The following is a 23254-nucleotide window of genomic DNA, read 5'->3' on the forward strand; positions in this document are numbered from 1 at the left end:
GTCCCCCATGAAGATGGTCAGGCAATCCGCCGCAGTCGGCGCGCTGGGTCTGGCGCTGTTGCTCACCGCGTGCTCGCCGGGCACCGCGGGCGGCGCCCCGCAGACGGGCACGTCGGGCGGCGCCGCCGCCGGCGCGTCCGACGCGATCAGCCTGCGGGTCAACAACGCCACCACCTACTCGCGCAACTTCAACATCTACTCGCCCTCCACCGACATCGCCCCCCAGGCGAGCCTGATCTACGAGCCGCTGGTGCGGCGCAACGTCTTCAAGGGCGGCCAGCTGGAGCCGTGGCTGGCGGAGTCGTGGGAGTGGAGCGACGGCGACAAGACGGTCACCATCAAGCTCCGCACCGACGTGAAGTTCTCCGACGGCACGCCGATGACCAGCAAGGACGTCGCGTTCACGCTGAACATCCCGCTGAAGTACCCGGAGCTCAACACCGGCGGCCAGACCTACGTCTCGGCCGAGGCCACCGACGAGCACACCGTGGTCGTCACCTGGAAGAAGCCCGGCCAGCTCGACTTCTACCGCTTCGCCCTCGGCGCCACCAGCAACGCGCCCCGGATCGTGCCCGAGCACCTGTGGAAGGACCAGGATCTGAAGACCTGGACCAACCCCGACCCGGTCGGCACGGGCGTGGGCAAGCTCACCCAGTTCACCCCGCAGCAGTTCACGCTGGAGACCCGCGCCGACTACTGGGGCGGCCAGTTCCCGATGAAGGCGATCAAGATCGTCGCGGCGGGCGGTGACGACCAGACCAAGGCCCGCCTGCTCAAGGGCGACCTCGACTTCGCGACCATGTCCTGGCCGAACGCCGAGCAGGAGTACATGGCCCGCAATCCCCAGGCCAACGTCTACCGGACCTTCCACACCGGCGGCGAGGAGTCCCTGCTGTTCAACCTGGACAAGGAGCCCTTCGCCGACGCGGGTGTGCGCAAGGCGCTGGCGATGAGCGTGGATCGTTCCTCCCTGCTGAAACTCGCTCCGACCGGCCAGGAACCCGCCAACGCGTGCGGCCTGGAGCCGCAGGTCTACGCCGACTTCATGGCACCCGAGTGCAAGCCGCAGGCGCTCGACGTCGAGGGCGCCAAGAAGGCGCTCGCCGACGGCGGCTGGACCGTCGAGGGCGGCCTGCTCTCCAAGGGCGGCAAGACCTACCCGCTGAGCGTCAAGGTCGTGCAGGAGTACTCCAACTGGATGGCCTGGGGCAAGGGCATGCAGGACCAGTGGAAGACCAACCTCGGCCTGGACGTGAAGGTCGTGGCGACTCCGGAGGAGAACTACGACCCGCAGCTCAACGAGGGCGACTTCGACATGGCCCTCTACTGGACCGGCGGCTCCAACGGCCTCTACTCGGTCTTCACCGACCAGCTCGACCCCGAGACCTACGTGCCCGTCGGCAAGGACGCGCAGTACCAGAACCAGGGCCGGTGGAAGGACCAGTCGACCGCCCCGCTCCTCGACACGATCCGCACCAACGTCGGCGACCCCGCCAAGCAGAAGGAAGCGGGTCACCAGCTCCAGAAGATCCTGCTGGAACAGGTGCCCTACTCCCCGATGTTCACCGCCGACTGGTTCATCGAGATGAACAACGCCCGCTGGACCGGCTGGCCGGAGGCGGACGCGGCCTCGCACGTGCCGCACAGCGCGCTCGGACCGGACTTCATCCTCACGCTCAAGAACCTCAAGCCCGCGGGCCAGTAGATGAAGCAGGGCAAGGGGCGGTTCCTGACCAGGAGGGTGGCCTTCTACGTGGCCACCGCCTGGTCGGCGATCACGTTGAACTTCCTCATCCCCCGGCTCATGCCGGGGGATCCCACCTCGGTCATCGTCAGGCAGCTGCAGAAACAGTCGGGCGAGTCGATCCCGCCCGAGGCGGTCGAGGCGATCCAGAAGTTGTTCGGCGATCCGCGCGCCGGGCTGCTCCAGCAGTACTGGGACTATCTCGGCAGCGTCGCCCGCCTGGACTTCGGGCTGTCCATCAGCCGCTTCCCGACCCCGGTCGGAGAGCTGCTCGGGGCCGGACTGCCCTGGACGCTGCTGCTGGTGGGCACGACCACGCTGCTGGCGTTCGCCATCGGGACCGGGCTGGGCATCGCCGCCGGGTGGAAGCCGGGCGGGCGGCTCGACGGGTTCCTGTCGCCCCTGTCGACCTTCCTGTCCGCGCTGCCGTACTTCTGGGTCGCGCTGATCGCCCTGTACGTCTTCGGGCTGGTGCTGGGCTGGTTCCCTCTGGGCGGCGGTTACGACCCCGACCTGTACGGCCGGCCGGGCTTCCTGGGCAGTGTCCTGGAGCACCTGGTCATGCCCGCCGCGACCATCGTCTTCTCCGCCTTCGGCGGCTGGCTGCTGGGCATGCGCAACATGATGATCACCACGGTCAGCGAGGACTACGTGCTGCTCGGCAAGGCCAAGGGCCTGTCGTCGGGGCGCGTGATGTTCAGGTACGCCGCCCGCAACGCCCTGCTGCCCAGCGTCACCGGGTTCGCCATGGCGATCGGCGGCGTGCTCGGCGGGGCGTTGCTGACCGAGATCGTCTTCTCCTATCCCGGGATCGGCTACCTGCTCTACGACGCGGTCAGCAAGCGTGACTACCCGCTCATGCAGGGTGTCTTCCTGCTGACGACGCTCACCGTGCTGCTGGCCAACTTCGTGGCCGACTCCGTCTACGTGATGATCGACCCCCGCACGAGGGAGGCAGGGCGATGAAGGTCCGCATCGGCATCGGCATCATCGCCTTCTTCGCGGTGATCGCCATCGTCGGGCCGTGGCTCAACGACCTGCTGGGCGTCGGGCCCTGGAAGATCGACTACGACGCGATCAGTCAGGCTCCGAGCGGCGAGCACCTGCTCGGCACCACCAGCCAGGGCACCGACGTGCTCGCGCAGATGATCGCCGGAACCCGCAACTCGATGGTCGTCGGTTCCGTGGCGGCGATCATCGGCGTGGTGCTGGCGGTCGTGCTCGGCGTCACCGCCGGCTTCTTCGGCGGCAAGGTCGACGCGGTGCTCTCCTTCGTCACCAACATGTTCCTGGTCCTGCCGGTGCTCCCGCTCACCCTGATCGTCGCCGGCTACGTGCAGGACACCGGTCCTGTCACGATCGCGCTGATCATCGGCCTGTTCGGGTGGGCACCCGGCGCGCGCACCCTGCGGGCGCAGACGCTCTCCCTGCGCAGACGCGACTTCGTCATGGCGATGCGCATGGTCGGCGAGACCAGGGCGCGGCTGATCTTCGTCGAGGTCCTGCCGCACCTGGCGGGCTGGATCTCGGCGATGTTCCTGCACCTGGTGCTTGGCGCGGTGCTGGCCGAGGCCGGTCTGGCCTTCCTCGGCATCTCGTCGGCCGACACCGTCAGCTGGGGCACCATCATCGACCAGGCCAGGCAGGTGGCCATGCTCAACGGCATGTGGTGGTGGTTCGTCCCGCCTGGCCTGTGCATCGCGTTGCTGGGCACCGCGACCGGCCTGGTGAACTTCGGCATCGACGAGGTGATGAACCCGCGGTTGCGCACGGCCGACATCAAGGCGATGAGAAAGGCGCTCGCATGATCCTGGACGTCAAGGGACTCAACGTCGACTACATCTCGGCCGCGGGAGCCGTACGGGCCGTCAACGACGTCTCCTTCCAGCTGCGCCGTGGCGAGATCCTGGGAGTGGCGGGCGAGTCGGGCTGCGGCAAGTCGACCCTCATCATGGGGCTCATCCGGCTGCTGCGCCCGCCGGCCGCCATCACCGGCGGCGAGGTGTGGCTGCACCCGCGTGAGGGCCGGCCGGTCGACATCGCGCGCAGGACCGACAAGGAGCTGCGCAAGCTTCGCTGGCGCAGCATCGCGGTGGTGCTGCAGAGCGCCATGGACGCGCTCAACCCGGTCGCGCGGCTGAGCGCCCAGTTCGCCGACGTGCTCAGGGAGCACGGCTACCGCAACGTCGAGGAGCGCACCGCCGAGCTGCTGGAGATGGTCGGCATCTCGCCCGACCGGGCCCGTTCCTACCCGCACGAGATGTCGGGCGGCATGCGCCAGCGCGCCATGATCGCCCTGGCGCTGGCCTGCGACCCCGAGATCGTCGTCATGGACGAGCCGACCACCGCCGTCGACGTCGTCATGCAGCGGCAGATCCTCGCCCAGATCCTCGAACTGCGCCAGAAGCTCGGCTTCTCGGTGGTGTTCGTCACCCACGACCTGTCGCTGCTGGTCGAGCTGGCCGACCGCATCGCCATCATGTACGGCGGGCGCATCGTCGAGCTGGGCGAGGCGGCGGAGATCTACCGCTCGCCCAAGCATCCCTACACCAAGGGCCTGCGCGACTCCTTCCCGCCCCTGCACGCGCCCGTCACCAGGCTGAGCGGCATCCCCGGCACCCCGCCCGACCTGCGCAACCTGCCCCACGGCTGCGCCTTCGAGCCGCGCTGCCCGAGCCGCTTCGACGAGTGCGCGCAGCGGCGGCCCGAACTGCTCGACGTGGGTGACGGCCTGGCGGCCTGCCACCTGCACGACCGAGAGAGGACGGCCCATGCCTGAGGAGACCCCGGTCCTCGCCGCGGAGAACGTCACCAAGCACTTCGACACCGGCACGCAGACCGTCAGGGCGCTGGAGAACGTGACCCTGCGCCTGTATCGCGGGCGCATCGCCGCGCTCGTCGGCGAGAGCGGCAGCGGCAAGACGACGCTGGCCCGGCTGCTGGCCCAGTTCTATCCGGTCACCTCGGGCGAGATCAAACTGCGCGGCCAGACCGTCAGCCGGGCGGACAAGGCCTTCTACGGCGAGGTCCAGCTGGTCTTCCAGGACCCGTTCGCCTCGCTCAACTCGCTGCGCAAGGTCGAGCACAACGTGCGCAGGGCACTCAAGCTGCACGGCCACGAGTCGGGTGACGATCAGGTGCACGAGCTGCTGGGCAAGGTGAACCTGACCCCGGCGGCCGAGTTCGCCCGCAAGCTGCCGCACGAGCTGTCGGGCGGTCAGCGCCAGCGGGTGGCGATCGCCCGCGCGCTGGCCGTACGGCCGGCCGTGCTCCTGGGGGACGAGCCGATCTCGATGCTCGACGTCTCCATCCGGCTGGACGTGCTCAACCTGCTGGCCAGGCTGCGCGAGGAGGAAGGGCTGGCGCTGCTCTACATCACGCACGACATCGCCAGCGCCCGCTACCTGTCCGACGACATCTACGTCATGTACGCCGGGCAGATGGTCGAGGGCGGCCCCGCCGAGTCGGTGATCCAGGAGCCGAAACACCCCTACACCCGGTTGCTCATCGACTCCTCGCCCGACCCCGAGCGGGCCGGCGGCAGCTCGGCCTTCACCGCCACGGCCAAGCTGGGCGAGCCGCCCAGCCTGGTGGACCCGCCGCCCGGATGCCGGTTCCACCCCCGCTGCCCCTTCGCCATGGACAAGTGCAAGACGGACTTCCCGCCGCGCACCGAGTTCTCCGACGGAAGCTGGACCAACTGCTGGCTGCACGAGGAAGCATGAGCTATCACCTTCGTTACCAGGTGCTCCCCGGCCGGGACGCCACCCCGCTGGCCCGCTACTGCGCCGAGCACGGCGTCGACGAGGTCGTGCTGATCTACAGCTCCGAGGAGCTGCACTCCGGCCACCCGGTGGGCGTCGGCGAGGATCTGTGGTTCGAGCACGTGGCCGCGGTCAAGCGGGTGCTCGACGCGCACGGCGTGGGCGCCAGCCTGAACCCGTGGGTGACCGTCGGCCACGCGGACCGGGGCCGGATGCAGGACCTGGGGTTCGCGCCCATGGTCTCGCCCTACGGTGAGGTGTCCACGGCGACCGCCTCCTTCGCCTGCCCGGTCTGGCGCGACTGGCTGGCGGGACACTACGGCCGCTTCTCCGAGCTCGGCTTCCGCGTGTTGTGGCTGGAGGACGACTTCCGCTACCACAACCACTCCCCGCTCACCTGGGGCGGCGGGTTCGAGCCCGAGATGCTGGAGCGCTTCGCGCTGCTGTCGGGGGAGAAGGTGGAGCGCGAGGAACTGGTCGCGGCGGTCACCGCGGGCGGCCCGCCGCACCCCTGGCGCTCGCTGCTCCAGCAGACGTGGCGCGAGGCCCAGCTCGAAGCCCTCGACGCCGTACGGCAGGCGGTCGGCGGCCGGGCCAGGCTGGGCCTGATGAGCTCCGGCCTGGGCATCGCCTCGGTCGAGGGCCGCGACTGGGCGGCGCTGTTCGACCGGATCGACGTGCACCGGCCCCACTTCGCGCCCTACGGCGACGCGCCAGGACAGTCGCTGGCCTCCTCGATTGCCATGCTGGAGCTGCAGCGCGCGGTGCGTCCCGAGGGTGTGGAGGTGGCGCCGGAGATCGAGAACTGGCCGCACACCGAGTGGACCAAGTCCGACACCCAGACCTGGTCGGAGATGGTCGCCGCACGCCTGTCGGGAGCCGACGGCATGCTGCTCGACGTGCATCCCTTCGTGACGGGCGAGCCGGAGCGTTACCCCCGGGTCGGGAGCATGCTCGACCGGTCGCGCGCCGCGCTCGACGCCACGGCCTCGCCCGTGCTCACGACCGAGGGAGTCGCGATCCCGTGGTGGCCGGAGACGGCCGCGAGGGTCTGGGGCGACGGGACCTTCGACGGCCTGACGGCCGACCCGTTGCGCGCGGCCCGCTACCTGCTGCCGTACGGCGTGCCGATCAGGGCCGGCTCCGGCCCCGTCACCGCGCTGTTCGGCAAGGTCGCCTGGGGTGTGCCCGACTCCGAGATGGAGGCGATCTTCTCCGGCGGGGTGCTGCTCGACGGGCACGCCGCCGTGATCCTCACCGAGCGGGGGTACGGCTCGCTGCTCGGGGTGGAGGTCGTGGAGGTGACCGAGCGGTCGGAGCCTTCGCGCGTGCCGTACAGCATGGAACGGATCGCCGACGGCGGCGCGTTGCTCAGCGTCAACGTGCAGCCCGCGCTGGCGCGGCTGGCGGCGGTGAGCGGCGCGCAGGTGTGGACGCACATCCTCACCCCGCGCGAGGAGGAGTGGGGCGACGGGCGCGTGGCCTACGCCAACGGGCTGGGCGGCCGGGTGGTCACGCTCGCCGCGTGCGCGCCCGAGTCCCTGGGGCGCTGCGACGACGGGCAGCGGCTGGCGCATCGCGCGGTGCGTTTCCTGGGCGGAGATTTCCCCCTGGTCAGTGGCGGTCCGCATCTCATGCCGCAGCTCGCGCAGGCGGGCGGGGGCAGGAGGCTGGCGATCGTCAACGGCTCGGCCGATCCGGCTCGTCCGATCGTGTCGGGGCCGGCGCCGAGCGTCGCGACGCTGCTGGAGCCGTTGCGGGAGCCGAGGAGCGTGCCCGTGCGGTCGGAGACCGGATATTTCGTGATCGACGAAGACGTGCCGCACCGCGGCTACGCGATCTTGGAGTGGTGATGAACGAGCGGCCCCAGGTCGTCCCCGCCCTGCAGGAGTGGACGGGCGGCACCGGCGAGTTCCGGCTCGCTCCCGATTCCCGGGTGATCTGCGCCGATCCCGCGCTGGGCGCCGACCTGGCCGCCGAGCTGGGAATCGGCCACGCGACGGAGGGCGAGGGCGACATCGTGCTCGAACTCGCCCCCACCGGCCGAGGCGACGAGAGCTACCGGCTGCAGGCCGACCCCGGCGGCGTGCGGATCAGCGCCCCCACGGCTCGCGGCCTGTACTACGGCACGCGGACTCTCGTCCAGATCCTGCGCTCCGGCGCGATGCCGTGCGGCGTGGCGCAGGACTGGCCGAACTACCCGGTGCGCGGCTACATGCTCGACGTCGGGCGCCGCTACGTCACCCCTGAGCTCATCCACCGCCTCATCCGGCTGATGGGCCGCTTCAAGCTCAACGAGCTGCAACTTCACCTCAACGACAACGAGATCAAGGCCCCGGAGGGCGACTGGAGCAAGGCGCTGCACGGCTTCCGCCTGCGCTCGGACGCGTTCCCGGGCCTGGCTTCCGAGCAGGCGTACTCCCGCGCGGAATGGGACACCTTCGAGGACCTGGCCGCCGCTCACGCGATCACCATCGTCCCCGAGATCGACGCCCCCGCCCACTCGCGGTCCTTCATCGCCCACGACCCGTCCATCGGGCACGACGACGGCAACTCCGACCACCTCGACCTGGCCAACCCGGCCGCGACCGACCTGGTCAAAGCGGTGTTCACCGAGTTCGCGCCGTGGTTTCGCGGGCCCGCCCTGCACTTCGGTGCCGATGAGTACTACCAGAGCAAGCAGCTGTGGAAGGAGTTCTTCAACGACCTGGCCGCGCACGTGCGCTCGCTCGGCAAGCAGCCGCGCGCCTGGGGCGGCTTCACCCGACTGTCCCCGACGGGCGACACCGCGGGCTTCGACCCCGACGTGGTGATCAACAGCTGGAACAACGGCTTCTACGGCCCCGACGGCGCCCGCGACGACTCCTACCGGCTGATCAACAGCAACGACGACCTGCTCTACATCGTCCCCAAGGCCGACTACTACCACGGATACGGGCTGGACGCGGAGTGGCTCTACAACCACTGGGAGCCGCACGTCTTCGCCGACGGGCAGCAGCTCGAACCCGGCGACCCGCGCCTGCTCGGCGCCATGCCCGCGCTCTGGAACGACCTGGTCAGGGAGGACTACTCCGAGGAGTGGATGTACGAGCTGATCGAGGAGAGCCTGGGGGTGCTCGCGCAGAAGATGTGGAGCGGCGCCGGCGCCGGCCTGCCGTACGACAGGTTCGCTAGGCTCGTCGCCATGAACACCACCACACCCAAGGGTGCCTAGCAGGGGACGACGCCGACGCCAGTGCGATCGGGACGACATCCACCGGCGGCAGCTGGGGCGACCTTGCTGACAGTGGCCGAGACAAATCCACAACCTCGGTCGTGGTCCGGATCCCTCGTCGTTGCGACGAGGGTGAAGTCGGAGCCGGGAGTAATCGCCGTTGAGAGGCGGTGAATCGTATCCCTCGCCCGTTCAAGCCTGGGCCTCAGGAGATCTTACGGAACCCTGCGCCTTCCGAGTTGAAGCTCACACCTTCAATCGGCTCGGAGGGGCACCATCAGTCGGGCAACCGAGAACACCGGCTTCACCTGCATGCACTGCGGGATCGAGGTCGGGCCGCTGCCGCGTGGCAGCTACCGCAATCACTGTCCGTCGTGCCTGTGCTCCAGACACGTGGACGTGCTGCCCGGTGACCGGGCGGCTCGGTGCCGCGGGCTCATGCGGGCCCGGGGCGTCGACAGCCATCCGGCCAAGGGGCACATGCTCGTCCACCGCTGCGTGGAGTGCGGGTTCGTGCGGCGCAACCGCGTCGCACCCGACGACGAGCTGGAGTCCTTGCTCCAGGTCATGAAGTACGGCTGAGGCCGGGGCCGCCCACTTGATACGTCAGGTGGGTGGCCAGCGGCGACTGCACGCACGACAGCTGCCGCAGGTCCGCGCTGAAGGAGCCGTCGAACAGCGGACGCCCGGCGCCGAGGACGACCGGCGCGATGTGGATGCCCAGGGTGTCGACCACCCCGGCGCGCAGATACTGCTGGATGACGTCGGCGCCGCCGCCGATCGCGACCGTGCGGTCTCCGGCGACCGCGCGGGCCTGGGCGAGTGCCTCGCCGATGCCGGTCACATAGGTGAAGTCGGCCGGCAGGTCGTCGGTGATGCGGTTGGTCAGCACGAAGATCGGCATGTCGAAGGGGTTCTTGCCGCCCCAGGCCTCGCCCGCGTCGAACATGCCCCGGCCGACGATCACGGCGCCGGCCTCGCTCGCGCCGGCGAGCACCTCGGCGTCGATGCTGTTGCCCTCGCCGGACGTGGGGTGCTCGTAGCTCCACGGGCCGCCGAAGACCCAGTAGTGCAGCCGCTCGCCGCCCTCGCCCAGGCCGCAGCCGGGACCGTCGTTGGGGCCGGCGACGAAGCCGTCCAGGGAGATCGTGATGTCGGCGTGAACCCGTGCCATGGTGTCCTCCTCGTTCAGGGGTGTCGGAGGGGCAGACCAGGGCGGGGCCGGAAACTCATCGGGAGCCGATCACCACGGTGGAGAGGAACTCCTCCGACGACTCCACACGCGGAGTCAGGCCGTGGTCGGTCATGAGCTTCGCCGCGGTGTCGGCCTGGCGGGTGCTGGTCTCGACGAGCAGGTGGCCGCCGGGGGCGAGCCACGATCGGGCGTCGGCCAGAACCCTCCTGAGCACGTCGAGCCCGTCGGGGCCGCCGTCGAGGGCGACAAACGCCTCGTGCTCGCGTGCTTCCGCGGGCAGCAGCGGCACCTCGGCGGTGGGCACGTAGGGCACGTTGGCCAGGAGCAGATCGATCCGGCCGCGCAGTGCGGCGGGCAGGGGGTCGAACAGGTCGCCGAGGTGGACGTCGGTGACGTTGCGGCGGGCGCAGGCGACGGCGGCCGGGTCGATGTCGCAGGCGTGCAGCGAGGCGCCCAACGGGGTGGCGACGGCGGCGCCGAGCGCGCCGGAGCCGCAGCACAGGTCGACGACGGTGAGGCCGGAGCGGTCGCCGGCCAGTTCGACGGCCTGCCGTACGAGGAACTCGCTGCGGCGGCGCGGCACGAACACGCCGGGGTCGAGCAGGATGCGCAGCCCGCAGAATTCGGCCCACCCCACGACCTGCTCCAGCGGCAGCCCGGCGACCCGACGGACGATCATGCTCTCCAGCTCGTCCGGCGAACCGGCGGCGGACTGGAGGAGCTCTGCCTCATCCTCGGCGAAGACACAACCGGCGGCGCGGAGCCGGGACACAATCGACACAGAACACCACTTTACGGACACGTTGTCCTGAACGAGGTGGCGGCATGACCCGAGGGCGGGAGCCGTCGAGACCCGCGCCCTCGAAGAGCCGGTGCCGGCTCCGCTCTCTCAGCGTTCGGCCTCCTGGCGGTCACGCTCCAGGTCGGGGAAGGGCGCGGGCTCGGGTACGGCGGAGCCGAGCGCACGGGGACCGACCTCGGCGTCCTGCGCGTCGGCGACCGCCTCGGAGGCGGCCTCGCGCGCCTGCTCGATCTCGCGCTCCGCCGAGTCGGAGGTCTCGACGGGACGGGTGGCGGCCGACCTGGGCAGAACCTCGGTGAACGCCTGGGAGATGCCCTGGAGCGCCGAGGTGACCTCGGAAGGGATCACCCACATGGTGTTGCCCTGCCCCTGCGCGAGCTGCGGCAGCACCTGGAGGTACTGGTAGGCCAGCAGCTTGGGGTCGGGGTCGTTGCGGTGCACGGCCTGGAAGACCTGGTCGATGGCGCGTGACTGGCCCTCGGCCTCCAGGATGGCGGCGGTGCGGGCGCCCTCGGCACGCAGCACCCTGGCCTGCTTGTCACCTTCGGCGGTGAGGATCTGCGACTGCCGCTGGCCTTCGGCGTTGAGGATGGCGGCGCGCTTGTCACGCTCGGCGCGCATCTGCTTCTCCATCGCGTCCTTGATGGTCTTGGGCGGGTCGATGGCCTTGATCTCGACCCGGTTGACGCGCAGTCCCCACTTGCCGGTGGCCTCGTCGAGCACGCCGCGCAGCTGGCTGTTGATGGTGTCGCGGGAGGTGAGGGTCTTCTCCAGGTCCATCGAGCCGACGACGTTGCGCAGGGTGGTGACGGTGAGCTGCTCGACGGCCTGGATGTAGTTGGCGATCTCGTAGGCGGCGGCGCGGGGGTCGGTGACCTGGAAGTAGAGCACGGTGTCGATCTCGACGACGAGGTTGTCCTCGGTGATGACCGGCTGCGGGCGGAAGGAGACGACCTGCTCCCGCAGGTCGATCATCGGGTAGACGCGGTCGATGTACGGGATGACGAAGTTGAGTCCGGGCTTGAGCGTGCGGTGGTAGCGGCCCAGCCGCTCGACGTTGCGCGCCCGGGCCTGGGGCACGATCCGTACGGCACGCAGCACGGTGAAGACGGCGAAGAGGATGACCAGAACCCCGATGTAAAGGAGGGCGTCCATGTTCAGTACTCCCGTGGATAGACGAGGGCGGTGGCTCCCTCGATCTCGATGACGTCGACGGTGGCGCCCTCGGGGATCACCAGCGTCTCGTCGTAGGCCCGCGCGGACCACTCCTCGCCCCCGATGCGCACCCTGCCTTCGCGTCCTGTGACTTCCCTGACGACGTAGGCGGGCTTGCCGACGAGCGCTTCGACGCCGAAGCGCTGGAGTTGTGGCTGGCGGATATGGCGCATGGCGATCGGCCGGATCACCACGATGCCTGCGGCGGAAGACAGCGCGAAGACGAGCAGTTGCAGCGGAAGAGGCAGCCCGAGGGCGGCAGCGGCGGCGGTGACGAGCGAGGCGGCGCCGAGCAGGCCCAGGGCGGCGGTGAGCGTGAAAATCTCGGCGATGCCGAGCACGACCGCCAGGACTAGCCAGATGACCCAGAGTTCCATCGTTCGGCCCTCCTGAGGGGATAACGGGCCTGAGGGGGTGGAGGGTTCCCCACGCTTCCCCGCCTTCTACGGTATGCCGGGGGCGGGGGCCGGTTCCACCCAGCCGTTCTTCGGTTTCGGATCGTAGAGGGCGCTGCCCTGCAGCCATTGGTCCCAGGGCAGTTGCCAGAAGCCCCAGCCGTTGTTCCATTCGAGCTCGCGGTCGGTCCCCGTGATGGTGACGGGGTCGCCGCGCAGGGAGTTGTCGAAGAACCAGGCGGCCTGGTCGGGGCGGGAGTTGATGCAGCCGTGGCTGACGTTGACGCGGCCCTGCGCCCAGACGTTGTTCTTGGCGTGGACGTATTCGCCGCTGTTGGAGATGCGGACCGCGTGGTTGATCATGACGTCGTAGAAGCCGGGGTCGCCCTTCTGGCGTCCCGGCGAGATCATGCGGACCGGGTTGCCCTTCTCCATGGTGAGGTGCACGCCGCTGGTGGTGGTGTATTCGCGGGTGGTGGCCATGCCGGCGCTGATGGCCATGCGCTGGACCACCTTGTTCTGCCGGCGCACGACCATCTGCTTGGTGGCGGTGCTGACGGTGCTGACCTGCCTGCGCCCGACGGTGAAGTCGAGCCGCTGGTCGGCGATGCCGTAGACGCCGGCGCCGTTGCGCACTCCGGCCAGGTGCGCGACCAGGGAGACGGCGGTCTTGGACGGCCAGAACTCCTTGGTGCGGTAGACGGCCTGGGTGTCGGAGCTCCAGTGCCAGGCGCCCTCGACGGGCCTGCTCGCGGTGACCTGCAGCGCGCCCTCGACGGCGGACTTGTCGCGGATCGGGGCGTCGAAGTCGACGATGATCGGCATGCCGACGCCCACGGTCTCGCCGGGTGCGGGCGCGGTGTTCGCGATCTTGAAGCTCGGCCCGGCGTCGCGGGTGCGGAACTTGCCCGCCGCCAGCGTCGTCTGCGAGGCCCCCGCCGCTTTGGCGGTGATCGTGTATTCCTTGCCGGGTTCGAGGGTCCAGTCGGAGCGCCAGGTGGTGCCCGTCGGGTCGAGCGTTCCCGGCACGGGCCTGCGCCCGCTGTAGGCGTGGACCTCGGCCAGCGTGCCGCCCTCCGCCTTGATGACCAGGCCGCGGTCGGGTCTGGCGCGCATGGTGTCGAACGCGGGCCAGACCGTGACCACGGGTGGCGTGGTGGGAGTCTCGGCGGTGACCGAGCTGCAGCCGGGGAGTAGGGCGACGAGAGTGAAGGCCGCGGCACGCCGCATCTGCTCTCCAAATTCAAGGACCGGGGAGAGACAAGAGTAGCGGTGAGTCACGACTTGAGCACACCAAGTCACCTATCCGACTTTTCCTGACACCTCCCCAAGGCCCGGAGCCGAGATCGTCACCACGTCGCCGTCCTCCAGGAACGTGCGGGTCGAGCCGTCGCCCAGCTTGACCGGCTCGGCGCCGTTCCACGAGAGCTCGATGAACGAACCGCGCTGCCCGCGCTCGGGGCCCGACACCGTGCCGCTGGCGAACAGGTCGCCTGTGCGCAGCGTCGCGCCGTTGACCGTCATGTGCGCGAGCATCTGGTCGGGCGTCCAGTACATGCCGGAGTACGGCGGACGCGAGACGACCTCGCCGTTCAGCCTGACCTCGAAGGTCAGGTCGAGGCCCCAGTCGCCCTCGCGCTCCAGGTACGGCAGCGGCGCCGGGTCCTGCTCGCGCCCGCGCACACGCGGCACGTCGTCGAGGAAGGTCACCCAGGCCGCCATGGAGGTGGCGAACGACTTGCCCAGGAACGGCCCCAGCGGCACGTACTCCCAGGCCTGGATGTCACGCGCGCTCCAGTCGTTGACCAGCGCGACGCCGAAGACCTTCTCCTCGAAGGCCGAGCCGTTCGGGTCGCCGACGACGAAGCCCAGCTCGGCCTCGATGTCGAGCTTCGCGCTCGGCCCGAACACCCCGGCGCGCAGCTGCCCGTGCGGCCGCTTCACCGGCGTGCCCGAGACCACGACGGTGCCCGCCCTGCCGTGGTAGCCGACCGGCAGGTGCCGCCAGTTCGGCTTCAGCGGCTCCTCGTCGGGGCGGAACATGCGCCCCAGGTTGGAGGCGTGCTCCAGCGAGCAGTAGAAGTCGACGTAGTCGGCCACCTCGATCGGCAGGTGCAGCGTCACCTCGTCGAGCGGATAGGCGGGCCCGTCGAGCTCCTCCACGGCGGCCCTGGTCTCCAGCCAGCGTGTACGGCCCAGCGCCATGAACGGGTTGAGGCTCGGCGCCGCGAACACCTCGTCGCCGAGCCCGGCGGCCAGGTCGAGCACCCGCTCGCCGCGCCGTACGCCCACCCGCCGCGGCTCGCCGGGCCGGGAGAACACCCCGAAGTTCATCCTTGCTCCACTTCTAGACGTCCTTTTCGATGAGGCCGAGGGCGATCAGGTCCTCGACGGGAGCGCTGGTGCTGCACGAGCCGTAGGAGACGAGCAGCCGCCTGGCCTCGACGGCCGTGCCTGCGGGCACCGCCTGGGCGAGCCGTACCAGGCCGCCCACGTCGGTCGACTTCAGCGCGGCCACCGGATCGCGGCCCTCGACGGCCTCGCACACGGCCACGACGAGGTTGAGGAAGCCGTGCCGGTCGACGCCGAGCGTGGCGTCGAAGTGGCGCACGGCGTGGTGCAGTCCGGCCGTGGCCTTGAACGGCACGGAGTGCTCGACGCAGAAGCGGATGAAAGCGCCCAGGTTCTCGGCCGAGGGGAAGGCGTCGGCCGTCAGCCCTCCGCACCTGACCTTGAGCCCGACCCGCTCGGGCAGGCCGGCCACGGCCTTGTCGGGAGCGACCTCGTAGAACAGCCGGACCCCTGGGGGCAGGTCGCCGCCGTCCGGTGAGCGCTCCAGCCGTCTCTCGACGATGTCGACGGGCAGGTCCGAGAAGTCGGGCACCTGCGGGGTGTCGACGATCAGCCCGATGCGCGCGGGCACATAGGCCGAGCTCCGCAACGTGTCGAGCTTGCTCGCCGGGCACAGGAAGCGATGGGTCAGCACCGGGCTGGTGTCGTGGCGGTGGCGTTCGAGCGCGTCGCCAAAGGGCAGCGACGTCGGCGGGAACAGGCCGGCGTCGTCGACCAGGGCCTTGAACAGGGGGTTCATCGGGCCCAGGTCCAGGCGTAGCCGGGGTCCTCGCACGACAGCGCGCCCTGGCCCAGGTCGAGGGGGCGGAAGGTGTCGACCATCACGGCCATCTCGCTGGTGTGGGTGGCCTTGGACTCGATGACCGCCTCGACCGCGCCGGGCTGCGGCCCGTGGGTGAAGCCCGCGGGGTGCAGCGAGATCGAGCCCACGTCGATGCCCGAGCCCTTGCGCGCGGAGTAGTCGCCGCCCACGTAGAACATGAACTCGTCGGAGTCGACGTTGTGGTGGTTGTAGGGGATCGGGATGGCTTCCGGGTGGAAGTCCAGCGGGCGCGGCATGAACGAGCAGACCACGAAGCCGGGGCCCTCGAAGGTCTGGTGAACGGGCGGCGGCGCGTGGGTCTTCTTCACCACCGGCTCGAAGTCGCTGATGTTGAAGACGAACGGGTAGAGGCAGCCGTCCCAGCCGACCACGTCGAACGGGTGGTTGCGGAAGGTCATCCGGGTCAGGCCGCCGCGGGTGCGGACCAGGACCGGCACCTCCTCGCCCTCGACGATCAGCGGCTCGGCAGGGGCGCGCAGGTCGCGCTCGGAGTACGGGGCGTGCTCCAGGAGCTGGCCGAACTGCGAGAGGTAGCGCTTGGGTGTCCTGATGTGCCCGGAGGCCTCGATGACCAGGGCGTTGACGGTGCCCTTCGGCACCCAGCGGTGGATGGTGCCGGTCGGGATGACGACGTAGTCGCCGACCCCGACGTCGAGGGCGCCGTAGGTCGACTCGAAGCGGGCCTCGCCCGACTGGATGTAGACGCACTCGTCGCCCTTGGAGTTGCGGTAGAGCTCGCTGGGGGCGTCGGTGGTGGCGTACGACAAGCGGACGTCGCCGTTGCCGCTCAGCAGCATGCGCCCGGTGACCAGGTCTCCGGCGGACTTGAGGTCCTGGGTGCGGAAGTGGCGCGGCGAGAGCGGGAGGTTGGCTTCGAGCGAGTCGGGGACGAGTGGCTGGACGGTCTCGGCCTTGATGATCGCGGTCGGCAGGTACCGGTGGTAGAGCAGGGACGAATCGGAGGAGAAGCCCTCCTCGCCCATCAGCTCCTCGGCGTACAGACCGCCGTCGGGACGCCGGAACTGCACGTGGCGCTTGCGGGGCACGTCACCTACGACGCGGTAGAAAGGCATCTCAACTCCGTCCTTTTATCGGACACCTTCGTCCTCTATATGGACCACTCTAGGCGAGAGACGTCTCCAGTTCCACCGCGGCCGCGACGACCTTCTCGCCGGTGCCCTCGGGCAGGCTCCCGAAGCTGACGACGCCGACCGACGCCTCCAGCCACGGCAGCCCGGTCACCGGGGCCGCCACGCCCTTCGCGCCTTCCTGGAGCTGCCCCTCGGTCACGAAGAATCCGGACCTGCCCTCGCGCAGCGCCAGGATCGCCTGCCCCGCCGCCCCCTTGGCGAGCGGATGGCGCGACCCCTCCCGATAGGCGACGTGCATGTTCGTCCACGACGGCTCGACCACCGCCACCGCCAGGCCGTCGCCCCCTTCTGCGACCGTCAGGTGCGCCGTGGCGCCCACCTGCTCGGCCAGCCTGCGCAACGTCGGCAGCGCCGCGGCGCGCAGCAGCGGCTGGACGGCCTGGGCCAGCACGAGCACGCCGAAGCCCAGATGCAGCCGCCCGTCGCTGTCGCGCCTGACGAAGCCCTCGTTGGTCAGCGTGGTCAGCAACCGGTAGACCACCGGCCTGCTGAGACCGAGCTCCTTGGCGAGCTCGGTCGGAGTGCGCCCGCCCCGCCCGTCGGCGAGGAGTCGCAGCAGGTGGAGCCCGCGTTCGAGGGTCTGAGCTGATTCGGCGGCCATGGCTTGATTATCCAGCGGTGAGGGTACGAATCCGGATAGTCAGTGGGGCAGGAGGGATGCGTTGCGGGCCAAGTGGGTCGGGTTGCTGGGCGTGGCAGCGGCATGCGCACTCGTTCCCAGCCTGCCCTCGCTCGGCTCCGAGGCGACGCGGATGGTGCGCGACACCCCGCTGGTGCGCCCGGTGGCGGTCTCGGCGCCCGAGCCGAGCCTGCTGGTGGAGAACACCTTCCACGTCACCCACGGCATCGAGGTCGGCGACCGGCTGCTGCTCGTCAACGACGATTACGCCATCCGCGCCGGCCAGGTCGCGCCGGGCGTGGCGGTCGAGGCCGACGGCGACCTGACGGGCTCGCCCGACCGGGTGGGCGTCTACTCCGACACGGTCAGGTTCTGCCGCGGGCCGACCTGTCTCGACGAGCACATCACCCTGGTGGTTCACAGGAACGTGCCATGGGAGCCGGGTGTGCTGACCTTCCCCGGCAAGGTGGGGGCGATGATCGACAGCGTCATCCAGATCGACGGCGGCCCTCCAGACGTGCTGGCCACCTTCACCGTCACCGACGCGTCCAAGCTGCCCGCGAACGTGGCCATCGGGCCCGACGGCCACGTGGGGGGCGTCCCGGTGAGACCGGGGGTGTCGGAGATCCCGGTGCGGATATGTGTCGCCGGGAACTGTGCTGGAGTGGTGGTCACCCTTATCGTCGTATGACATGAAATCGGTCATTGTGGTCGGTGCGGGGATTTGGGGTTCGTCGCTGGCGTTGCGGCTGGCCGAAACCGGGTGGCGGGTGACCCTGGTCGAGCAGCACACTCCCGGGCACGTCCGGCAGTCCAGCGCGGGGGAGACCCGGTTGCTGCGGTGCGCCCACGGACAGGACGACTGGTACGCCTCCCTGGCCTGGCGGGCCCGCGACGGGTGGCGGGCGCTCGGCGAGCGGGTCGGCGAGCCGCTCTACCTCGAGTCGGGCATGGTGTGGTTCGCCCAGCAGGCCGACGGGTGGGAACGTGCCAGTTCCGCCGTGCTGGAGCGGCTCGGCATCCCGCACTCCCTGCTGGGGCCCGACGAGGGAACCCGGTTCTTCCCCGATTTCTCCGGCGAGGGGCTGGAGTTCCTGATGTGGGAGCCGTACGCCGGAGTCATCAGGGCCAGGCGAGCGACCCAGCTCACCGCCCGCCTCGCCGTACAGGAGGGTGTGGAGCTCGTGCGGGGCAGGGCCGAGCCGCACGGGGACGCGGTGGCCGTCGACGGAGAGGTGATGCGGGCCGACCGGGTCGTGTGGGCGTGCGGCGCGTGGTCGGCTGCGCTCTTCCCTGACCTGCCGCTGGCCGTCACCAAGCAGGACACCGTGCACTTCGCCGTGCCGCCCGCGTGGAACGGCATCCCGGCGTGGGTCGACTACGGCGCCTCCGCCTACGGGCACGGTGACGTGGACGGCGTGGGTATGAAGACCACCTCCGACGCCGAGGGGCTGCCGTACGAGCCGGAGACGGGCGCCCGCGTGATCGACCAGGCGAGCCTGGACGTGGCCTCGTCCTACCTGGCCAGGCGTTTCCCCTCCCTGGCCGGGTCGGCGCCGCTGTTCACGCAGGTGTGCCAGTATTCACTCACCCCCGACGCCGAGTGGATCATCCACGAGCGCTCGCCCGGTGTGTGGGTGCTCGGCGGCGACTCGGGTCACGGCTTCAAGCACGCTCCCGCGCTGGCCGCGTACGTGGCCACGATCCTGGAGGGGGAGCAGGAGCCCGAGAAGCGGTTCGGCCTGCACGAGCGCGTGCCCACACGAGGGCTGCGCACCAGCGGGATGACCACCTGACTCACTGTGGTCATTTAGTTGCACAGAGTGCTGTTAATCTGGCCTCTGTGAAGCGGGGTAACGTGCTGACCACCGACATCGCACCGGGCGCGCTCAGCGCGGCCGACGTGTTGCGGGTCAGCGGAATGGCGCAGATTGCGCGTGACGGCAGGCGGGGGCCCTGCGGTCTGAGGTTCGATCATGTCGGCCTGCTGGTCTTCCCGGCCTCGGTCGAGGCGGCGCTGGAAGGCCTGCCAGTGCTCAGAACCCTGCCGAGTGTCGTGGTCAAGGACCGCCTGGCCAAGAGGTACGGCCTGACCGGGTTCGACGTGACGATCGCCCATATCGACGTGGGTCACGGCAGAAGCCTGGAGCTGTTCCTGGCGACGGGCTGCCCTGAGGAGGTGGCCGACGACGAACGGCTGCACGGCAGGGAGACGCACCTGGCCTTCGAGGCGCCGGTGGGCGACCTCGGCGTCCTGGAGACCCTGCGCGCCGACGGTTTCGTGCCCGACGGGGGCGGATTCAACCCGGCAGAGGGCACGACCGGGCGCAGCGTGTTCTACTTCCGCGGCGACGGCGACCGGCTGGAGATCGTGGTCGACGGAACGGCCGCCGCCGAGCTGGAGCAGCACCTCGGCGGCGGCCAGGAGCGGCGGCGCATGCTGGAGATGCTCACCGGGGCGTGGACGACCCAGGCGCTGAGGGCCGCGGCCGAGCTCGGCATTGCCGACCGGCTGTTCGACGGCGACCTGACCCTCGACGAGCTGGCCCAGGCCATCGGCGCGCCCGCCGACCGGGTCGGGCGGCTGGTGCGCTACCTGAGGCACCTGGGTGTCGTGGAAGACACGAGCGGCGCCAGGATCGCGCTCACCACGCTGGGCGCGACCCTGGCCAGAGACTCCCGCCACTCGCTGCACGGCGTAGCCCTGCTGTACGGCGGGCTGTTCTACCGCAGCTTCGGCGAGCTGCCCGGCACCGTCAGGAGCGCGACGAGCGGGTTCGAGCTGGCCTACGGCAGCGCGCCCTTCGACTTCCTCGAAACCGACGCCGACCAGGCGGAGGTGTTCAGGAGGGCGATGTCCGACCAGTGCCGCGACGTCTTCGACGCGATCGCCGGACGGCTCGACCTGTCGGGCATCGGCACGGTCACCGACATCGGCGGCGGTTCCGGCGCGCTGCTCGGCCGCATCCTCGACATCGCGCCGCACACCACGGGCGTGCTCTTCGACACCCCCGCCACGGTCACCGCCGCGCAGGCGGAGCTGGCCGCCAGGTACGGCACGCGCATCAGCACCGTCGGCGGCGACCTGTTCACCCAGGTCCCGGCCGGTGACCTGCTGATCCTCTCGCGCATCCTGCACGACTGGGACGACGAGCAGTGCGCCCGCATCCTGTCGCGCTGCCGCGAGGCGGTGCCCGCGGGCGCCCGGCTCGCCGTGGTCGAGAGGCTGCTGCCCGACGAGCCGGGGCAGCGCTCCCTGGCCACCGCCTGGGACGTGCACATGATGGTCAACAACGTCGGCGGCCAGGAGCGCACCCTCGACGGCTACCGTAGGCTGATGCTGGCAGCGGGATTCTCGCTCGTGTCGCAGAGCGGTCTGCCGCTGGAGGTCCATCTCCTGGAGGCGATCGCGGTCTGATGCGCATGCTGATCGCGGGGGCGGGGATCGGAGGGCTGGCCGCCGCCCTCCACCTGCACGCGGCGGGGCTGAGTCCCGAACTGGTCGAGGCGGCCAGGCGGTGCGAGCCGCTCGGCGTGGGGATCAACCTGCTTCCGGCGGCCGTCGACGAGCTGGTGCGGCTCGGGCTCGGTGACGAACTGGCCTCGCTCGGGGTGCCCGTCGCCGAGATGGCCCACTTCGACCGGCACGGCAACCTCATCTGGCGTGAGCCGCGCGAGGGCCAGTACTCCATCCATCGGGGCGAGCTGCAGATGATGCTGCTGCGTGCCGTACAGGATCGGCTCGGAGCCGACGCGGTGCGGTTCGGGTGTTCCGTGGAGGACTTCACGGCGGGTCCGCTCACGGTGTTGTGCCGTGAGCGTGACTCGGGCCGCGAGGTGACGCTCTCCGCCGACGTGCTGGTCGGCGCCGACGGGCTGCACTCCGCGGTGCGCCGCCGCCTGCACCCGGGCGAGGGGGAGCCGCTCACCAACGGGATCATGATGTGGCGCGGCATCAGCAGGGGCAGGCCGCTGCGGACCGGGCCGACCGTCGCCGTCTACGGCTGCAACGCCCGCGCCAAGCTGGTCGTGTACCCGATCTCCCGCCCAGACGGCGGGCTGGTGCAGCTCAACTGGGTCGCCGAGGCGCGCGGTCCGGTGCGCGCACCCGGCCGCTCGCAGGATGACGTCCGTGCCGATCTCGCGGCGTGTTTCGAGAGCTGGTCGTTGCCGGGCCTCGACGTCGCCGCCCTGTTCGCGGCGGCGCCCGAGGTGCTCGAACTGCCCATGACCGACCGCGACCCGCTGGCCACCTGGGGATCGGGGCCGGTCACCCTGCTCGGCGACGCGGCCCATCCCATGTTCCCGATCGGGTCGAACGGCGCGTCGCAGGCGATCCTCGACGCCCGCGCCCTGGCCACCGCGCTGTCGCGGGCCGGCGACCCCGAGGAGGGGCTGCGGGCCTACGAGGCGGAGCGGCTTCCGCTCGCGAACGGCGTCGTCGCCGCGTGCAGGGCCATGCCGGCCGACCGGATCCTCTCCCTGGTCGCCGACCGCGCGCCCGACGGCTTCAGCGACGTGACCGGAGTGCTGACGGCCGACGAGCTGGCCACCGTGTCAGCGGCCTACCGGCATACCTCGCACAGCGCGGCGGCTACGGGGTAGCCACGGACTGGGGTGCCTTCAGGCGGCGCACGCCGGGCGCGAGCGCCGCGATCACCGAGACGCCCACCACGATCACCGCGCACCCGATCAGCGCAGGTTTGGGCCCGATCGCCCCGGCGACGGGCCCTGCCAGCATCAGGCCGATCGGGCCGAACATCAGCGAGCCCAGCGCGTCGTAGGAGCTCACCCGCGACAGCGCCTCGGCCGGGATTTCGCGCTGCATGGTGGTCTGCCAGAGCACGCCGAAGACGTCGAAGCAGATGCCGAGCACGACGGCGGCGGCCACCACGCTCCACAACGGCGCGCTCAGGCCCAGCAGGAGGTAGGGCAGGGCGGTCGGGATGGTGAGCAGCGTGGCGACGAAGATCGGGCGCCGGGGCCGCAGCCGCAGCGCGACGGCGACGCCGACGATGGTGCCGACCGCCTCGCCGGTGAGCACGGCGGTCCACGCGGGCGCGCCGCCCAGCTCCTGCTCGGCCAGCGTCGGCCCGAGCACACCGTGGGCCGCCTGCATGGCCATCAGCATGATGGCGAACTGGGCGACGACCACCCACAACCACTGGCGCGAGGCGAACTCCCGCCAGCCTTCGCGCAGGTCCTTGATGACGGAGTGGCTCTTGGAGGACTTCTGGACGGGGGTCAGGCGCAGCAGCGAGATGCACACCCCGGCGACGGCGAACAGCAGGCCGCTGGTCGCCAGGGCCCAGGCGCCGCCGACCAGCGTCACGGTCGCGCCGCCCAGCACCGCTCCGGCGATGCGTGAGGAGTTGGCGCCCAGCCCCAGCAGGGCGTTGCCCGCCTGCAGCCGGTCGGGCGGCACCACCTCGGGGATGATGCCCTGGAGCGCGGGGAAGAGCAGCGCGATGGCGATGCCGCTGATGGCGGCCGCGGTCGCGAGGGCGGGTAGTGGGGTCCAGCCCGTGAACAGCATCGCGGCCAGGGCGAAGAAGGCCAGCGCATTGGTCCACTCGCCGATCATCATCACCCTGTGGCGCGGGAACCGGTCGGCGATGACGCCTCCGACCAGCATGAACAGCACCATCGGCAGCGCCTCGGCGGTCAGCACCACCGACAGGGTCGTGCTGGTGGCGCCAGGAAGCCTGAGGATGCCGAAGGCCAGCGCGACCGGTGCGAAGGAGCTGCCCAGCATGGAGATGGTCCGCGCGGTCAGGAGCAGTGCGAAGCGGCGATCTCGGAGAAGGTGGAGGTCCTGCCGGTAGCTGTGCACAGCAGCCATTGTGTCCTTGGCCACTGACACTTCCGGACTTCGGGTTGTCATCCTGTTAACAAGAGCGGTTCTGGAATGTGCGGGCGTTTGGCAAGACTCGCGAAGACTTCTCCCGTAATTTGCTGTATCCGCCGTTGGGAGGGGTTT

Annotated in this window: 22 protein-coding genes; 12 read left to right on the forward strand and 10 right to left on the reverse strand. The window is 70.3% G+C overall.

Annotated elements, in window-relative coordinates; all coding sequences use genetic code 11:
* The first annotated feature begins 7 nt into the window (after positions 1-7).
* The 8 genes from HNR30_RS33200 to HNR30_RS33235 all read left to right on the forward strand — a co-directional run bounded on the left by HNR30_RS33200 (position 8) and on the right by HNR30_RS33235 (position 9304).
* Positions 8-1705, forward strand: a complete 1698-nt coding sequence (locus tag HNR30_RS33200; RefSeq protein WP_181614067.1) for an ABC transporter substrate-binding protein — start codon at positions 8-10, stop codon at positions 1703-1705.
* Complete coding sequence (locus tag HNR30_RS33205) at positions 1706-2710, forward strand: ABC transporter permease (protein ID WP_181614068.1); 1005 nt, start codon at positions 1706-1708, stop codon at positions 2708-2710.
* Positions 2707-3552 carry an ABC transporter permease gene (locus HNR30_RS33210; protein WP_181614069.1) on the forward strand — a complete coding sequence of 282 codons (846 nt, stop codon included), beginning with the start codon at positions 2707-2709 and terminating at the stop codon, positions 3550-3552. Before HNR30_RS33205 ends, HNR30_RS33210 begins: the two co-directional genes overlap by 4 nt.
* A complete protein-coding gene (locus HNR30_RS33215) occupies positions 3549-4523 on the forward strand; it encodes an ABC transporter ATP-binding protein (RefSeq protein WP_181614070.1) in 975 nt (324 codons plus the stop codon). The genes HNR30_RS33210 and HNR30_RS33215 overlap by 4 nt, the downstream gene beginning before the upstream one ends.
* A complete protein-coding gene (locus HNR30_RS33220) occupies positions 4516-5469 on the forward strand; it encodes an ABC transporter ATP-binding protein (RefSeq protein ID WP_181614071.1) in 954 nt (317 codons plus the stop codon). The genes HNR30_RS33215 and HNR30_RS33220 overlap by 8 nt, the downstream gene beginning before the upstream one ends.
* Entirely contained in the window at positions 5466-7361 is a 1896-nt protein-coding gene (locus tag HNR30_RS33225; RefSeq protein ID WP_181614072.1) for a hypothetical protein, read from the forward strand. Before HNR30_RS33220 ends, HNR30_RS33225 begins: the two co-directional genes overlap by 4 nt.
* Positions 7361-8722, forward strand: a complete 1362-nt coding sequence (locus HNR30_RS33230; protein ID WP_181614073.1) for a beta-N-acetylhexosaminidase — start codon at positions 7361-7363, stop codon at positions 8720-8722. Before HNR30_RS33225 ends, HNR30_RS33230 begins: the two co-directional genes overlap by 1 nt.
* Before the next feature lie 276 nt (positions 8723-8998).
* Positions 8999-9304 (forward strand): RNHCP domain-containing protein, encoded by a 306-nt coding sequence (locus HNR30_RS33235; RefSeq protein WP_312894882.1) that lies wholly within the window; start codon positions 8999-9001, stop codon positions 9302-9304.
* Here the strand turns inward: HNR30_RS33235 and HNR30_RS33240 are convergent.
* The 9 genes from HNR30_RS33240 to HNR30_RS33280 form a co-directional block, all read right to left on the reverse strand.
* Positions 9288-9896: a dihydrofolate reductase family protein gene (locus tag HNR30_RS33240; protein ID WP_181614075.1), complete on the reverse strand. Its 609-nt coding sequence runs from the start codon at positions 9894-9896 to the stop codon at positions 9288-9290. The two genes, HNR30_RS33235 and HNR30_RS33240, sit on opposite strands and share 17 nt — an antisense overlap.
* A 55-nt stretch (positions 9897-9951) precedes the next feature.
* Positions 9952-10698: a putative protein N(5)-glutamine methyltransferase gene (locus HNR30_RS33245; protein WP_312894811.1), complete on the reverse strand. Its 747-nt coding sequence runs from the start codon at positions 10696-10698 to the stop codon at positions 9952-9954.
* Positions 10699-10806: 108 nt separating this feature from the next.
* Complete coding sequence (locus HNR30_RS33250) at positions 10807-11874, reverse strand: SPFH domain-containing protein (RefSeq protein WP_181614076.1); 1068 nt, start codon at positions 11872-11874, stop codon at positions 10807-10809.
* 2 nt (positions 11875-11876) lie between these two features.
* Entirely contained in the window at positions 11877-12311 is a 435-nt protein-coding gene (locus HNR30_RS33255; protein ID WP_181614077.1) for an NfeD family protein, read from the reverse strand.
* A gap of 66 nt (positions 12312-12377) precedes the next feature.
* Complete coding sequence (locus tag HNR30_RS33260) at positions 12378-13559, reverse strand: L,D-transpeptidase (RefSeq protein WP_181614078.1); 1182 nt, start codon at positions 13557-13559, stop codon at positions 12378-12380.
* Positions 13560-13631: 72 nt separating this feature from the next.
* Positions 13632-14663, reverse strand: coding sequence for a fumarylacetoacetate hydrolase family protein (locus tag HNR30_RS33265; RefSeq protein ID WP_181614079.1), 1032 nt, complete (start codon positions 14661-14663; stop codon positions 13632-13634).
* Between the two features lie 13 nt (positions 14664-14676).
* Positions 14677-15420 (reverse strand): hypothetical protein, encoded by a 744-nt coding sequence (locus tag HNR30_RS33270; RefSeq protein WP_246379876.1) that lies wholly within the window; start codon positions 15418-15420, stop codon positions 14677-14679.
* Positions 15417-16577, reverse strand: coding sequence for a homogentisate 1,2-dioxygenase (locus HNR30_RS33275; protein WP_181614080.1), 1161 nt, complete (start codon positions 16575-16577; stop codon positions 15417-15419). The genes HNR30_RS33270 and HNR30_RS33275 overlap by 4 nt, the downstream gene beginning before the upstream one ends.
* Positions 16578-16626: 49 nt before the next feature.
* Complete coding sequence (locus tag HNR30_RS33280; RefSeq protein WP_181614081.1) at positions 16627-17256, reverse strand: IclR family transcriptional regulator; 630 nt, start codon at positions 17254-17256, stop codon at positions 16627-16629.
* A gap of 61 nt (positions 17257-17317) precedes the next feature.
* Between HNR30_RS33280 and HNR30_RS33285 the strand changes: the two genes are divergently transcribed.
* From HNR30_RS33285 to HNR30_RS33300, 4 genes are read left to right on the forward strand one after another with little or no spacing between them, the layout of a single operon-like run.
* Positions 17318-17965 carry a hypothetical protein gene (locus tag HNR30_RS33285; protein WP_181614082.1) on the forward strand — a complete coding sequence of 216 codons (648 nt, stop codon included), beginning with the start codon at positions 17318-17320 and terminating at the stop codon, positions 17963-17965.
* 1 nt (position 17966) lies between these two features.
* A complete protein-coding gene (locus HNR30_RS33290) occupies positions 17967-19070 on the forward strand; it encodes an NAD(P)/FAD-dependent oxidoreductase (RefSeq protein WP_181614083.1) in 1104 nt (367 codons plus the stop codon).
* 47 nt (positions 19071-19117) lie between these two features.
* Entirely contained in the window at positions 19118-20692 is a 1575-nt protein-coding gene (locus HNR30_RS50390; RefSeq protein WP_181614084.1) for a methyltransferase, read from the forward strand.
* Positions 20692-21879, forward strand: coding sequence for an FAD-dependent monooxygenase (locus HNR30_RS33300; RefSeq protein ID WP_181614085.1), 1188 nt, complete (start codon positions 20692-20694; stop codon positions 21877-21879). The genes HNR30_RS50390 and HNR30_RS33300 overlap by 1 nt, the downstream gene beginning before the upstream one ends.
* On the opposite strand, the gene HNR30_RS33305 is transcribed toward HNR30_RS33300, so the two are convergent.
* A complete protein-coding gene (locus HNR30_RS33305) occupies positions 21869-23107 on the reverse strand; it encodes an MFS transporter (protein ID WP_312894812.1) in 1239 nt (412 codons plus the stop codon). The genes HNR30_RS33300 and HNR30_RS33305 overlap by 11 nt on opposite strands.
* Between the last annotated feature and the right edge of the window lie 147 nt (positions 23108-23254).

It is taken from the genome of Nonomuraea soli (assembly GCF_013761175.1).
Lineage (GTDB): Bacteria > Actinomycetota > Actinomycetes > Streptosporangiales > Streptosporangiaceae > Nonomuraea > Nonomuraea soli.